Origin of the sequence: Paenibacillus gansuensis, from assembly GCF_042684925.1 — a bacterium.
Taxonomy (GTDB): domain Bacteria; phylum Bacillota; class Bacilli; order Paenibacillales; family DY6; genus Paenibacillus_N; species Paenibacillus_N gansuensis.
Genome location: NZ_JBHUME010000005.1, coordinates 583,926 through 597,802, shown reverse-complemented (window position 1 = coordinate 597,802; position 13,877 = coordinate 583,926). Strand labels below are relative to the sequence as shown.

The 13,877-nt window shown below is 49.2% G+C and carries 13 protein-coding genes; 2 read left to right on the top strand and 11 right to left on the bottom strand.

Annotation, left to right across the window (positions count from 1 at the left end):
• Window positions 1–5: 5 nt before the first annotated feature.
• Window positions 6–944, bottom strand: coding sequence for a ribonuclease Z (gene rnz, locus ACFSUF_RS06865; RefSeq protein WP_377601415.1), 939 nt, complete (start codon window positions 942–944; stop codon window positions 6–8).
• Between the two features lie 92 nt (window positions 945–1,036).
• Window positions 1,037–4,474, bottom strand: a complete 3,438-nt coding sequence (gene metH, locus ACFSUF_RS06860) for a methionine synthase (RefSeq protein ID WP_377601413.1) — start codon at window positions 4,472–4,474, stop codon at window positions 1,037–1,039.
• A 173-nt stretch (window positions 4,475–4,647) separates the two neighbouring features.
• Between metH and ACFSUF_RS06855 the strand changes: the two genes are divergently transcribed.
• The gene (locus ACFSUF_RS06855; protein WP_377601412.1) at window positions 4,648–5,190 is read left to right on the top strand and encodes a 1,2-dihydroxy-3-keto-5-methylthiopentene dioxygenase; all 543 of its coding nucleotides are present in this window, start codon (window positions 4,648–4,650) and stop codon (window positions 5,188–5,190) included.
• A gap of 57 nt (window positions 5,191–5,247) precedes the next feature.
• Here ACFSUF_RS06855 and ACFSUF_RS06850 read toward each other — a convergent pair whose 3' ends face one another.
• The 4 genes from ACFSUF_RS06850 to ACFSUF_RS06835 form a co-directional block, all read right to left on the bottom strand.
• Window positions 5,248–6,042: an HAD family hydrolase gene (locus tag ACFSUF_RS06850; protein ID WP_377601411.1), complete on the bottom strand. Its 795-nt coding sequence runs from the start codon at window positions 6,040–6,042 to the stop codon at window positions 5,248–5,250.
• Window positions 6,043–6,062: 20 nt separating this feature from the next.
• Window positions 6,063–6,575 carry a hypothetical protein gene (locus ACFSUF_RS06845; protein WP_377601409.1) on the bottom strand — a complete coding sequence of 171 codons (513 nt, stop codon included), beginning with the start codon at window positions 6,573–6,575 and terminating at the stop codon, window positions 6,063–6,065.
• Window positions 6,576–6,594: 19 nt separating this feature from the next.
• Window positions 6,595–6,783 (bottom strand): DUF896 domain-containing protein, encoded by a 189-nt coding sequence (locus ACFSUF_RS06840; protein WP_377601407.1) that lies wholly within the window; start codon window positions 6,781–6,783, stop codon window positions 6,595–6,597.
• 145 nt (window positions 6,784–6,928) lie between these two features.
• Window positions 6,929–7,336: a LysM peptidoglycan-binding domain-containing protein gene (locus ACFSUF_RS06835; RefSeq protein WP_377601406.1), complete on the bottom strand. Its 408-nt coding sequence runs from the start codon at window positions 7,334–7,336 to the stop codon at window positions 6,929–6,931.
• Window positions 7,337–7,523: 187 nt separating this feature from the next.
• Between ACFSUF_RS06835 and lexA the strand changes: the two genes are divergently transcribed.
• Complete coding sequence (gene lexA / locus ACFSUF_RS06830) at window positions 7,524–8,150, top strand: transcriptional repressor LexA (protein WP_377601404.1); 627 nt, start codon at window positions 7,524–7,526, stop codon at window positions 8,148–8,150.
• Window positions 8,151–8,223: 73 nt separating this feature from the next.
• Here the strand turns inward: lexA and glnA are convergent, their stop codons facing one another.
• From glnA to spoVK, 5 genes are all read right to left on the bottom strand, one after another.
• On the bottom strand, window positions 8,224–9,552 hold the full coding sequence (gene glnA / locus ACFSUF_RS06825; RefSeq protein WP_377601402.1) for a type I glutamate--ammonia ligase: 1,329 nt from the start codon (window positions 9,550–9,552) through the stop codon (window positions 8,224–8,226).
• Window positions 9,553–9,582: 30 nt separating this feature from the next.
• Window positions 9,583–9,993, bottom strand: a complete 411-nt coding sequence (locus ACFSUF_RS06820; protein WP_377601400.1) for a MerR family transcriptional regulator — start codon at window positions 9,991–9,993, stop codon at window positions 9,583–9,585.
• 156 nt (window positions 9,994–10,149) lie between these two features.
• Complete coding sequence (locus ACFSUF_RS06815) at window positions 10,150–11,400, bottom strand: methionine gamma-lyase family protein (RefSeq protein WP_377601399.1); 1,251 nt, start codon at window positions 11,398–11,400, stop codon at window positions 10,150–10,152.
• Window positions 11,401–11,405: 5 nt separating this feature from the next.
• Window positions 11,406–12,719, bottom strand: a complete 1,314-nt coding sequence (hflX, locus tag ACFSUF_RS06810) for a GTPase HflX (protein WP_377601398.1) — start codon at window positions 12,717–12,719, stop codon at window positions 11,406–11,408.
• 86 nt (window positions 12,720–12,805) lie between these two features.
• Window positions 12,806–13,783 carry a stage V sporulation protein K gene (gene spoVK / locus ACFSUF_RS06805; RefSeq protein ID WP_377601397.1) on the bottom strand — a complete coding sequence of 326 codons (978 nt, stop codon included), beginning with the start codon at window positions 13,781–13,783 and terminating at the stop codon, window positions 12,806–12,808.
• Between the last annotated feature and the right edge of the window lie 94 nt (window positions 13,784–13,877).

Genomic DNA, 13,877 nt, shown 5'->3' with positions numbered 1-13,877 from the left:
GTGCGTCAAATCTCCTCTCTGCTTTTTACCGGAATTTCGTACGACCAGAAATCATGGGCGACATAAGCGTTCGGAAATAAAGAACGGGCTTCCTCTTCAAGGAGCTGGGCCCCATCTTGAGCGTACCGCCCGCTAATATGTGTCAGGATCAATGCCTTCACTTCCGCTTCAACGGCCGTTTGCGCCGCTTCTTTTGTCGTGGAGTGATAGTATTCCTTGGCAAGATCAGAGAGCTCCTGTGCAAATGTGGCTTCATGTACCAGAACATCCGCACGTTTGGCTAAGGCCGCGGAACCTTCGCTCGGCCGGGTATCCCCCAAAATAACGATCGTTCTGCCGGGCACAGGCGGTCCAACCACATCAGCCGCAATAATTCTCGTACCGTCCTCCAGCGTCACATCCATCCCCCGCTTCAGCATCCCGAACAGGGGACCTGGCCTGATACCTAAACCGTTCAGCTTCTCGGTGAGCAGCGTCCCAAGTTTCGGTTTTTCTTCTATCCGGTACCCGTAGCTGTCGATTCTGTGATCCAGCATCCGTGCGCTCACTGAGACTTGTTCGTCCTCAAACACGATACCTTCCTGTATTTCAATAATATTCAGTTCATAGTTCATTCTTGATTGGCTTAATTGCATGGAAGTCCTTATATATTCTTTTATGCCGGGAGGTCCGTACAACGTCAGGGAAGCGGTTCCCCCCTGATTCGATCTGCTGGACAGAAGACCCGGCAGCCCGAAAATATGGTCGCCGTGCAAATGAGTAACAAAGAGCTTCTCCAGCTTGCTGAGCCTTAGCGGAGATTTCAGCACTTGATGCTGCGTCCCTTCCCCGCAGTCGAACATCCAGAATGATCCGCGTTCCTCATACATTGTTAGAGCTATGGAAGTCACATTCCGCTCTTTGGTCGGCATGCCGGCCCCTGTTCCGAGAAACAACAACTCCATATCGCATACCTCCATGTCTGCGAACAAAGCCTTCATCCCCGGGATGAAGGCTTGCTCCTTCTATTACTTTATGCCATTAACTAATTAATTAGTTAGGCTTTGTCCACATTAAAATACTGTGCTTGCGGATGTGCGAATACCATAGCGGACACCGAAGATTCGGGCTCCATCATGAACCCGTCCGTGAGCTCGACACCGATATCCTCCGGATGCATCAGTTCGAACAGCGGCTGTTGATCTTCCAGGTTCGGGCAGGCCGGGTAACCAAATGATACCCGGATCCCCTGATAACGGGCTCCGAGACGCTGTTTCATCGTCATCTCGACGGGATCCGGATAACCGGACACATCCCGCATAATCTGGTGGATCCGCTCCGCAAACCCTTCCGCCAGCTCCAGAGCTACCGCTTGCAGAGCATGCATGCGCAAGTAGTCTCCCTGCTGTTTCATCTCTTCAGCTAAGTCGCGTACGCCAGCCCCTGCTGTTACAACAAGGAAACCGACATAGTCCATTACACCGCTGTCAACGGATTTCAAGAAATCCGCCAAGCACAGATAAGGCTCTACCTGCTGCCGTGGGAACGTGAACGTCTTCAGCACCTTGCTGTGGTCCTCCGGATCATAAATAATTACATCGTTTCCGGATGATTGGGCCGGGAAGAACCGGTACATGCCTTGCGTCTTGATAATGCCGCGTTCAATCGCTTCGTGCAGCAGTCCGTCCACGACATCCTTCAACTGCATCGCTTTCGGATCCTTCTCGGCCAGAAGCTGCTCCACCGAGCCTTTCAGTCCTAAATGATGACCCAGCAGCATCTGCATATTCACGTAGGGAATAATGTGGCTGATCGGGTAATCCCTGAGTACATGGCGCTGCAAATCAGGCGGTGTAAAGACCGGCGCATCCGGGTCGATATTCGAGCGCACCGCTCTCGTGAGCTGGGGCAGTTCTTTCTTGCCCGATTCCATCACATCGGACTCTTTGCTCTCTCTCAGTTCCGCCACCAAGACAGCCCGCTGTTCCGGGTCGCTCAACTTATTTGCAATGTCCAGTCCGTCCATTGCATCTTTTGCATAAAGCACTAAACCCTCGTATTCCGGCGAGATTCTTGTTTTCGTAAATTTCCTTGTTAACGCAGCTCCGCCTACGAGAATCGGGACATCAATACCTGCCGTCTTCAAGTCCTGGGCGGTTATGACCATCTGCTGCGCCGACTTCACCAACAGCCCTGATAAACCGATCGCATCCGGTTTTTCTCTGCGGTAAGCTTCAATCAACTGTTCCGGCGGTACTTTAATACCCAAATTCACGATCTGGTAACCATTGTTCGACAAAATAATTTCGACCAGGTTCTTTCCAATGTCATGGACGTCGCCTTTCACCGTAGCGAGAAGAATTTTGCCTTTCACGGAAGTCTCGTTCTTTTCCATAAACTGTTCCAGATGAGATACCGAGGCTTTCATCACTTCCGCGCTTTGCAGCACTTCGGCAACGATCAACTCATTGTTATTGAATAAACGCCCGACCTCACTCATGCCTTTCATCAGCGGACCGTTGATCACATCAAGGGCGGTATATTTCTTTAACGCTTCGTCCAGATCCGGAACCAGACCTTCTTTTGTTCCTTCAACAACGTACGAAGCCAGCCGTTCCTCCAAGGACAAATTCGAGATTTTCTCCTTCTTCTCGACTTTCTTGTTCCGGAACGCTGCAACAAACGCGGCAAGCGTATCATCGTTCGTTTCGAAAATCAGCTTCTCGGCAAGAATACGTTCTTCTTCGGGAATAGACGCATACCTTTCCAGCTTTTCCGTATTTACGATCGCGTAATCCAAGCCGGCTTTGGTGCAGTGATACAAAAAGACGGAATTTAACACCTCGCGCCCGGCCTCCGGAAGTCCGAAGGATACATTGCTTACGCCGAGTATGGTTTGGCATTCAGGTAAAGCTTCCTTGATTAAGCGGATCCCTTCAATCGTTTCCTTAGCGGATCCGATGTACTGCTCATCTCCTGTTCCTACAGGAAACACCAGCGCGTCAAAAATAAGATCGGACGGATTCATACCGTATTTATGGACTAGCAGATCATGCGAGCGCTTGGCTACTTCCAGCTTGTCTTCGCGGGTAATTGCCTGCCCCCGTTCGTCAATCGTACCGACAACGGCAGCCGCCCCGTATCGGTGAATCAACGGGACCACATGTTCAAATTTCTCCTCGCCGTCCTCAAGATTAATGGAGTTAATAATCGCCTTCCCTTGGGAATACTTCAATGCCAGCTCCATTACATTCGAATCGGTTGTATCAATGACAAGGGGAACTTTCACCTTTTTCACGACAAGTTCAAGAAAATTCTGCATATCGGCCGCTTCGTCGCGGTCCGGATCCTGAAGGCAAACGTCGATGACATGAGCGCCGCTCTTTACTTGCGCTCTTGCGATCTCGGACGCCTCCTCGTACTTACCTTCGGCAATCAAACGCTTAAACTTCCGGGATCCCAGGACGTTCGTTCGCTCTCCCACCATATATGGACGGTTTTCCGATTCAATGTACACCGTCTCGATTCCGGATACAGCAGGAGGATGAGCCCCGCTTTGGGACCTAGGCTCAAACCGGCTCAACGTCACAGCCATAGCCCGGATATGATCCGGCGTAGTACCGCAGCATCCGCCTGCAATATTCAACCAGCCCTGTTCCGCAAAACCCGCCATTTTTTTGGCAAGTGATTCCGGGGACTCATGGTACTGCCCGTTCTCGTCAGGAAGCCCGGCATTCGGATAACAGCTTACCGCACTCGACGCAATGTCTGACAAGGTCCGGATATGATCCCGCATAAATTCAGGGCCTGTCGCACAGTTCAAGCCAACCGATACCGGCTTCAAATGCTCCAGCGAAATATAGAATGATTCGATATTCTGGCCTGCAAGCGTTGTGCCCATCGGTTCGATCGTACCTGATATCATCAGCGGCAGCTCGATCCCGGTAGCTTCAAAAGCTTTACGGATCCCGATTGTTCCTGCTTTCACGTTCAGCGTATCCTGGGAAGTCTCGAGCAGCAGCGCATCTACACCGCCTTCAATAAGTGCCTTCGCCTGCTCATAATAGCTTTCTACGAGTTCGTCGAACGTCACGCCCCCGGTAACAGATAGCGTCTTTGTCGTTGGTCCCATAGCACCCGCCACGTATCGGGGCCATTCCGGGGTGGAGAATTTCCTTGCCGCGTCCACAGCCAGACGAGCGGCCTCCAGGTTGAGCTCGACTGCGCGGTCCTGAAGCTCATATTCTGCAAGGACAACACTTGTGGATCCGAACGTATTCGTTTCAAGGATATCCGCACCGGCTTCAAGATAAGCCTCATGAATGGAGGAAATGACATCGGGCCTCGTCAGCACCAGCATTTCATTACAGCCCTCCAGGTCTTCACCGCCGAAGTCGTCCGCATTTAAATCCGCTTGCTGAATCATAGTGCCCATCGCACCGTCGAGGATCATAATTTTTCTCTGTAACTGTTCCTTCAGGGCTGGTTTCTGCATGGCCGTTCTCTCCTCTACCGAAAAATCGTTAAAGTATAGTCTATCAGATTGGAGACCATTAGAAAAGAATAAACTGGAACCTCGATTTAGGCTTGCACATCGACAATATGAGAAAACTGTATTATAATCTTCGTAAATCATACTATAGTGCTAGGAATTAGGAGGAAGATCACATGGCAGAAATTCGCATTCGCAATACAAATGAGCGCATCACCGGAGAAGAGAACGTCCGTTCCTTCCTGGAGTCCCAGGAAGTGTTATATGAACATTGGAACGCTGGCAAGATGCCTGCTTCGCTTCAAGAGAAATTTGTTCTTTCCGATGAAGAGAAACAAGAGATCCTTTCGGTCTACCAACCTGAAATTACAGATTTGGCCGAACGACGCGGTTATAAGACTTGGGACATTGTTGCACTGTCCGATGCGACCCCGAATTTGGACGAACTGCTTAAGAAATTCGAAGACGTTCACACGCATACTGAGGATGAAGTCCGCGCTATCGTTGCCGGCAAGGGCATTTTCATCATTAAAGGAACTCCTGAAGTCGGGTACTTTGATGTTGAGCTCACTGCAGGTGATGTGATTTCCGTACCGGAGCATAAACCACACTTCTTTACGCTAATGGAGAACCGCCAGATCGTTGCGGTACGCCTGTTTATCGAGACGGAAGGCTGGATTGCGCATTCCTTTGCGGATCCTGAATTTACGAAGGCGTAATTTGTATCTTGAATCAGAAAAAGAACCCTTGGGCTGACGGCCCAGGGGTTCTTTGATTTAAGAAAGAGAGTCGATAATTGCATACAGTTCTTCCAGATGAGATATTTCGTATGCAGGAACGATATCATCTGTACGCTTCATTCCATGACGGTTAATCCAAGCATTCTTCATCCCGATCCGGTTGGAGCCTAGAATATCCGTAGTGAGCTTGTCCCCTACCATAAGCCCCTCATCCGGTTCGATGCCGAGCAATTTGACCGCATGCCGGAAAATGGACTCTGCAGGCTTGCCCTCACCAAATTCCCCGGAGATCATGATATGATCAAAATACGGCGCCATCAGCGGTACCATAGCCAGCTTCTCCTTCTGGAGATCCGGCGAACCGTTAGTAAGCAGGAGCAGCTTGTACTTTCTTTTCAGGTTATCCAACACGCGGTAAGTTTCTTCGTATACATACGGAAGCTTTCGGCGGGTCTGATGGAACAGCTCGGCTAATTCGGAGCCTGACTCTGCATCTTCCACACCAAGCTGCTTCAAACCGCGGATCCATGCTTCTCTGCGGTACGTTGGAGCAAGTACATTCAGCTTTCGGAACTCTTCTTGTTCCCCTTCCGCAAAATTACCCCACAGCGCTTCAAACGGATTAATTCCGATCATTTTGGTGAATGGAAATGTCTCGTAGGATTCGTAAAGTTCCCTCGCTTCCTTGCGGACCGCTTCCTCCAATGCCCCGGCATGAACGCCAAACTTGCGTTCCGCCTCTTTACATACCGTCTCGAAGGCTTCCTTCACACTGCGGTCGTCCCAAAGCAATGTATCATCCAGATCAAACAGAACTGCTTTAATCGCCATGCTTTCTCATCTCTCCCCGATTAGTTAGCCTTCTCTTCAAAAGGAACGGCATGCTGTTTCGCAAATGTCTGCAAGTCCGCCGCCATCTTGTCCGTATCATAACGGTTAAACACTCTGGAAAACACCCAGTTGCTCTTACTATGTTTCAGATGAACAACAACATAGCCCGGCTGTGCCACGATTTTCTCCAAACCAGCTGCATACATTTTCCGGTCCCCGCCGAACTTGCGCGTCGAGATATAGTCTTTGCCGATGGCAAGATACGGTTTGCGGAAATAGAAAACGACTGCCAGAAGCAGGTAACTGATTACTGTGAACCAGTACATCGCCCCTTGCTGGACTGCAAATGCGATCGCAAAAAATATCGCGATAACCGCACACCCGATCGGAAGAAGAAAACTGCGGCCGGTGTGTCTCTTTACTTCAGACGCGGATCCAGGTGAATTCGAAATCGATAGCTTTCCCTGTTTCGCTCTTACTTTGTTCGTTACTTTCGTGTTCTTCTGAACCATACGTTCCCACTTACGGGACATGCCTGAACCCACCCATCACTTAGTGTTTAATTTGCTCGTCGTCACCGTCTACCAGCGTAATATTATCCAGCTGGTTTCGCAGCGACTGCTTGAAAGCATTAATATATTTAGCGCGAAGCTCTTTCTGCTCTGCAGCCTCTTCAGGTGTAAGCCCCACGCTTTTTTGTTTTCGGGAAAGTTCATTAATTCTCAATACAATTTCATCCATGTCATATCCTCCTGTCCATATCATATTTACTTTGACATGGAGCATATGTAAAGTCAAGAAGCAGCCTTCATTGTTACCGGAATTTTCGGAAATAGAAAAAACCGGCAGCCGTAGAAAGGCATACCGGAGTACATGACATGTATTTTTATTTTGAAGCTGCCGGCAGCTTCAATGCCTGGCCTTCCTGCAGCAGACTGCTGTGCAGCCCATTCAGCTTCTTGATCGAAGCAATATACGAACGCACACTCTGCCCATCGGAAGCGTGATCTTGTGCAATGGACCATAAAGACTCGCCTGTATCGACATAAATGATTGCCGGAGCCGGATTCACGACGGAAACTTGCTGCGGGCTGATATCTTCACGTTCTCCGTTCGCCTGAAGAATTATGCCGAAAGACGAACAGAATACGAACAGTAACAGAAACACCATAAATCTCTTCCCGTTAATACGGAATGCAGCTTCCTTGGGACGGATACCGTGGGTTGATAACGACTTGCGGGCGTTCGCGGATGAGGCAGAAGTTGTGTTTGTGTATGTATAGTAGGCTTGCATAATGGATCTCCTCCAAACATTTGTTCGCACTTGTTATATTCAAGATAACACGAACACATGTTTGAGTCAAGGCCTAAAGAAAACATTTGTTCCCATATTATTTCAGGAAACTCGAACTTATGTTTGTACGAACTCCGGTTCTGTGCTATAATTTCCCTAACCGAATTTCCGAATTGGAGTGATCGATGTGTCGAAGATTTCGAATCGCCAGATGGCGATCTTAGATTTCATAAAGAATGAAGTGAGGGACAAGGGATACCCTCCTTCCGTTAGAGAGATCGGCGAAGCGGTTGGACTGGCTTCGAGTTCTACGGTCCATGGCCATCTGGACAGGCTCGAGAAGAAAGGCATGATCCGCCGCGACCCGACGAAACCGAGAGCCATTGAAATCCTCGGCGGCACCGGCGACGAATCTTCGAACGTGTTCCCTCTTTCCGTGGCCAGAGTTCCTTTGGTAGGTAAGGTAACCGCCGGAGTTCCTATTACGGCCACAGAGAATATTGAAGACTATTTTCCGCTGCCAAGCCATTTCGTAGGCGATCAGACCGTATTTATGCTGAATGTCATCGGAGACAGTATGATTGAAGCAGGCATTCACGACGGAGACTATGTCATCGTACGCCAGCAGCAGACTGCGAACAACGGAGACATCGTCGTAGCGATGACCGAAGATGACGAGGCTACTGTGAAACGCTTTTATAAGGAACGGGATCATATTCGCTTACAGCCTGAGAATTCGGCCTTATCCCCTATCCTTCTCAATCACGTCACGATCCTTGGCAGAGTCATTGGCCTATTCAGAGATATCCACTAAAGTTACTTTTAATTGAAAATTTAAGAAGCTCCCGGATCCAATGATCCGGGAGCTTCTTTCATTACTGTATGAATTAGAACAATGTAATATATTGATCGCGTTCCCACTGGTGGATTTGCGTACGGTACATATCCCATTCGATTTCTTTCAGTTCATAAAAGTGTGCTAGAGCATGTTCCCCAAGCGCATCGCAAATGACATCGTCCCGAAGCAGCTCGCCCAAAGCTTCCTTAAGGGAATAAGGCAGTGTCGGAATACCGTCTTCAATACGCTCTTCTTCCGTCATAACATAAATGTTACGGTCCGTAGGGGCAGGCAGAGCAAGCTTATTTTTGATGCCGTCCAGGCCTGATTTCAACATTACGGCAAGAGCAAGGTAAGGATTGGCAGTAGGGTCAGGATTGCGGACTTCAATCCTCGTGCTTAAGCCCCGGGATGCCGGAATCCGGATCATCGGGCTGCGGTTGGACGCAGACCAAGCTACGTAACATGGTGCCTCGTAACCTGGCACGAGACGCTTGTAAGAGTTAACAGTCGGGTTGGTGATCGCTGCAAAAGCACGTGCATGCTTCAATACCCCAGCCATATACTGGCGTGCTTCCACGCTTAGGCCAAGTTTATCGCTCTCGTCATAGAAAGCGTTCTCCTTGCCGCGGAATAGGGACTGGTGACAGTGCATTCCGGAACCGTTCATACCGAATAACGGCTTCGGCATAAAGGTGGCGTGAAGCCCATGCTGTCTGGCAATCGTCTTTACAACCAGTTTAAAAGTTTGGATCTGGTCGGCTGCGCGTATCGCATCCGCATATTTAAAGTCGATTTCATGTTGTCCGGGAGCTACTTCATGATGGGATGCTTCGATCTCGAAGCCCATCTCCTCAAGAACAAGAACGATCTCACGGCGGCAGTTCTCGCCAAGATCCGTAGGGGCTAAGTCAAAATAACCGCCTTGGTCGTTCAATTCCATCGTCGGATTCCCCTTCTCGTCCGTCTTGAACAGGAAGAACTCCGGTTCAGGACCTACGTTCATAGCGGTATATCCCATTTCTTCAGCTTCTTTCAAGGAGCGCTTCAAAATACCGCGCGGATCCCCGGCAAAAGGTGTGCCGTCAGGCATATAAATATCACAAATCAGACGGGCTACACGATTCTGGGTTACCCATGGGAAAATTACCCATGTATCCAGATCAGGGTAAAGATACATATCCGATTCCTCGATACGCACATAACCTTCAATAGAAGAACCGTCAAACATCATCTTATTATCAAGCGCTTTCTCCAGTTGGCTTACAGGAATCTCTACGTTCTTGATCGTACCCAGCAAGTCCGTAAATTGGAGACGGATGAAACGCACGTTCTGTTCCTTAGCAATGCGAAGAATATCCTCTTTAGTGAAACCCATTCGAAAATCTCTCCTCTACAATAGTATGGATTAACGCTGAAAAAATCTGGATAGTTCGCCTTGGATGAGAGAAACTTTGCCTCTTCGGTTGCCTTGCAGCAAGTCTTGTTTCAACATACGGTGAAGCTGCGATTCTGAAAGCTCTTTACGCTTCACTTCGGTCTGTTCGTTCAACACTGTAGCATCTTCCGATTCCCTGGAAACCGGCAGCATTACCTGTTTAATGCCAGCGATGTTGACGCCCTTCTCAATCAGGGCTTTAATCTCCAAGAGCCGTTCCACGTCATTGAACGAGAAAAGACGCTGATTCCCGGCAGTACGTGCTGGCACAATCAGTTCATGCTGCTCGTAGTAGCGGATCTGCCTTGCGGTCAAATCCGTGAGCTTCATGACGATCCCGATTGGGAACAAGGCCATATTCCTACGAATATCGTCAGTCATAAATCATCAACCTTCCAATGGAATAAGATACTTCCATTGTAACCGCCATCACAAGAAGGTGTCAAGTCGTGTAAGGTTTAATGTAATAATACCTATACATTGCCTTAACATGCTTCATCAGCAATCCTTAAACGTCCATAAACCATGTAGAAAACCTTACAGCAACCCTCTGTCCTTCATATTTCTGAGCGCAGTCAAAATCCCCAGCTTAACATGGGAGTAGGTAAGCCCGCCCTGCATATAGGCAATGAAGGGTTCCCTGATCGGCGCATCGGCCGATAACTCCAGGCTTCCGCCTTGTATGAATGTGCCTGCAGCCATAATAACCGGATGCTCATAACCCGGCATATCCCAAGGTTCTGGCACGACATGGGAATCTACAGCCGAAGACATTTGAATCCCTTGCACAAAGGCAATCAAGTGTTCATCAGATGAGAAACGGATCGCTTGGATGAGATCCGTTCTTGGTTCGGTCCACCCGGGTTTCGTTTCAAAGCCCAATTCCTCAAATACGGCAGCTGCAAGGATACTCCCCTTCACAGCTTGTCCGACTAATAACGGGGCCAGGAATAAACCTTGATAGATCGCCCTGGTAGTTCCCAGCATGGCACCAACTTCACCGCCGATTCCTGGAGCAGTAAGGCGGTAGGATGCCTGCTCAACGTATTTTTGCTTCCCGACAATATAGCCCCCGGAAGGAGCGATTCCGCCCCCGGGGTTTTTAATCAGGGAACCCGCCATCAAATCCACGCCAGCTTCCGTAGGTTCCCATGTTTCTGTAAACTCACCATAACAGTTATCTACAAAAACAATCAGGTCATTCTTTAACATCTTCACCTTATCCGCCATTTCCCGGATTTCAGCTACGGTGAAAGACGCCCGCCAGTCATAGCCGCGCGAGCGCTGGATTCCAATAACTTTGGTCTGTACAGTAATCGCTTTCTCCACAGACGCCCAATCAATACCGCCTTCTTCCAGCAAAGGCACTTCTTTGTACTTTATGCCGAAATCCTGAAGCGATCCTTTGCCGTCTCCAGGTTTGCCGATTACTTTATGCAGCGTATCATAAGGCTTTCCCGTGATATAAAGCAGCTCGTCCCCCGGACGAAGCACACCGAACAATGCCGTACTGATCGTGTGTGTTCCCGAAACAAAATGAGGACGGACCAGCCCCGCTTCCGCACCGAACACTTCAGCGTATACGAGATCCAGCACTTCCCGTCCGCGGTCATTGTATCCATATCCGGTTGATCCGGCAAAATGATAGTCGCTGACTTTATGCTTCTGAAAAGCTTGAATGACCTTCCATTGATTCTCATCTACAATACGGTCGACTTCCGTAAGCCGGAAGCCGATCCGCTCTTCCGTCTGACTTATCTTATCGTGCAGTTCCTGCGAAAAACTCATTTGCTTTATTCCCCCGCTGTGTTTGCAAAAGTGTTAGTTTCCAAAAAAGGCTCAAGAATATACCCGGATTTCTCGTAATCTATTTTATTGACACGAACTTCAAACAGCATATCCTCCTCGTCAAACGTCTGCTCCAGCACCTCGCCGATCCGGTAAACATGCGCCGCCAAATCGCCGCGGTCAGCCGGAATCCGGAACGTTCGGGTATCGCCTGTCATTTTCTCCTGGATCGCATCTTTGAGCTTATCCAAGTCTTCAGGCGTATAGGCGCTGATCTTCAGATAATCGCCTTCGGATGTAAGCATTTCACGTTCTTCAGGCGTACACAAATCAATTTTGTTAAACAAAGTTAGCTGTTCTTTGCCTGCCGCGCCTAGATCGCCGAGAACTTTTTGGACGACTCTCATTTGATCGGTTCTATTATCGCTGGAACTGTCAACAACATGCAAGATCAAATCGGCCTCATTAGCCTCCTCCAGCGTGGCCCTAAACGCAGCAACCAGATCATGAGGGAGGTTTTGGATAAATCCTACCGTATCGGTTATGACAATTTCCTTTCCGGCAGGAAGCACAAGCGTCCGGCTAGTCGGATCCAGTGTTGCAAACAGCTGGTCTTCTACCAAGACATCCGCCTGGGTAAGCTGCTTTAACAAAGTAGATTTACCCGCGTTCGTATAACCGACCAGAGCTACTTGAAAAATACCAGATTTTTTACGACGTTCCCGATGAAGCGTACGATGCCGCACCACTTCCTCTAACTGGGCTTTAAGGTCGCTGATCCGCTCCCGGATGTGCCGGCGGTCCGTTTCCAGCTTCGTTTCGCCGGGTCCGCGGGTTCCTATACCGGCACCAAGCCGGGACAAGTTTTTGCCTTGTCCCGACAGCCGGGGCAATAAATAGCTTAGCTGGGCAAGCTCTACCTGGATAATCCCTTCTCTGGTCTTCGCACGCTGGGCAAAAATATCTAAAATAAGCTGTGTTCTGTCAATAATCTTGACATCCAAAGCGGCTTCGAGATTCCTTACTTGGGCACCCGACAGCTCCTGATCGAAGATCGCCGTGTTCCCCCCCAATTCATCGATCCTGATCTTCAGTTCCTCCACTTTTCCTTTGCCGATAAACCACTTAGGATCTTTGGATTCTTTGTTTTGTGTTATCGTATCCAGCACTTCCGCGCCGGCCGTCTCGGCAAGGCCCACCAATTCAGCCAGGGAATACTCCATGTTCACTTCCTCTTTTTTGTGCTCATTCGTATATAAACTGACAAGGACCGCCCGGTCCTGTTCCTTCGCATTCGTGGTGTAAGTTTGTTGTTTCAATCTATATTCCTCCTTAGATGCATCTGCTGGCGCAAATGTAGCCGCGTACCCGCTTCTATTCGATTTTCAGTATTTCCCAAATCAGACTATAATTTGTCAAAACGCAAATCTTCCGGCTTCAATTGCATTAATTCATGCTTGGTCGGCGGCATACCCGTCCCCAACAAGCGTACAGCCTGATAACGGATCGCTTTCTCAATCACATTACGCACATAACGTGCATTGCTGAAGGAGTGCAGATAGGACTGCTTCTCCTGCATCAAATGCTGACGAAGCTTAAACACTGCCGGCGGCGCGATTTGATAATCCCTCTCTTTAAGCATAAGCTCACAAATTTGAAGCAGCTGGTCAACAGAGTAATCCGGAAAGTCAATCTGTATAGGAAACCGGGAAGGGAGGCCCGGGTTCAGCTGAAGGAACTGATTCATCTCTTCCGAATAACCAGCCAGAATAAGGATGAACTGGTTTTTATGGTCCTCCATCGCTTTTACCAGCGTGTCAATTGCTTCTTTGCCAAAGTCCTTTTCCCCGCCCCGGGCCAGACTGTAAGCCTCATCGATAAACAGAATGCCGCCCAGAGCCCTTTTGACCAGATCTCTCGTCCGCTGCGCGGTATGACCTATATATTCGCCTACCAGATCAGCCCGTTCGACCTCAATTAAATGCCCTTTGGTCAGAACGCCCATATTTTGAAACAGCTTGGCGACCATGCGTGCAACCGTTGTTTTTCCGGTCCCTGGATTGCCCCGGAAGATCATATGATATACTTGCGATCCGCTCTGAAGTCCTGCTTCCACGCGCATGTGGGACACCTGAAGAAGCGCATAAATCTCATATACCAGATCCTTTACGTTCTCCATCCCCACCATCTGATCCAGCTGCTTTTGAATGGGCGTAAACTGAGTATCATAAGGAGCCGCCTTCGGCTGGGTCAGGCTGTCGGATTCCGCCGGCAGCGCTGCAGCTCCTGAACCGGCAGAATCCGGAGTGCGCAGCACTACGTTAATTTGGCGCGAAGGCCTGGAGGACGGTTTCGTATCGGTGCTGATGACTCGCCCGTTCATATGTGTATGTCACCTCTTTTTCATCGGTGTGCGTTTCATACCATATGTATTCATCCTCTGGGGCTCATATTAGCAGTTTTGTGCAGGCTTGGCT

Coding starts and splice junctions, on each gene's coding strand:
- ACFSUF_RS06855 (WP_377601412.1), top strand. CDS start 4,648: ATGGCAGAAATTCGCATTCGCAATACAAATGAGCGCATCACCGGAGAA.
- rnz (WP_377601415.1), bottom strand. CDS start 944: ATGGAGTTGTTGTTTCTCGGAACAGGGGCCGGCATGCCGACCAAAGAG.
- metH (WP_377601413.1), bottom strand. CDS start 4,474: ATGCAGAAACCAGCCCTGAAGGAACAGTTACAGAGAAAAATTATGATC.
- spoVK (WP_377601397.1), bottom strand. CDS start 13,783: ATGAACGGGCGAGTCATCAGCACCGATACGAAACCGTCCTCCAGGCCT.
- ACFSUF_RS06815 (WP_377601399.1), bottom strand. CDS start 11,400: ATGAGTTTTTCGCAGGAACTGCACGATAAGATAAGTCAGACGGAAGAG.
- ACFSUF_RS06835 (WP_377601406.1), bottom strand. CDS start 7,336: ATGCAAGCCTACTATACATACACAAACACAACTTCTGCCTCATCCGCG.
- ACFSUF_RS06840 (WP_377601407.1), bottom strand. CDS start 6,783: ATGGATGAAATTGTATTGAGAATTAATGAACTTTCCCGAAAACAAAAA.
- ACFSUF_RS06820 (WP_377601400.1), bottom strand. CDS start 9,993: ATGACTGACGATATTCGTAGGAATATGGCCTTGTTCCCAATCGGGATC.
- ACFSUF_RS06845 (WP_377601409.1), bottom strand. CDS start 6,575: ATGTCCCGTAAGTGGGAACGTATGGTTCAGAAGAACACGAAAGTAACG.
- ACFSUF_RS06850 (WP_377601411.1), bottom strand. CDS start 6,042: ATGGCGATTAAAGCAGTTCTGTTTGATCTGGATGATACATTGCTTTGG.
- glnA (WP_377601402.1), bottom strand. CDS start 9,552: ATGGGTTTCACTAAAGAGGATATTCTTCGCATTGCTAAGGAACAGAAC.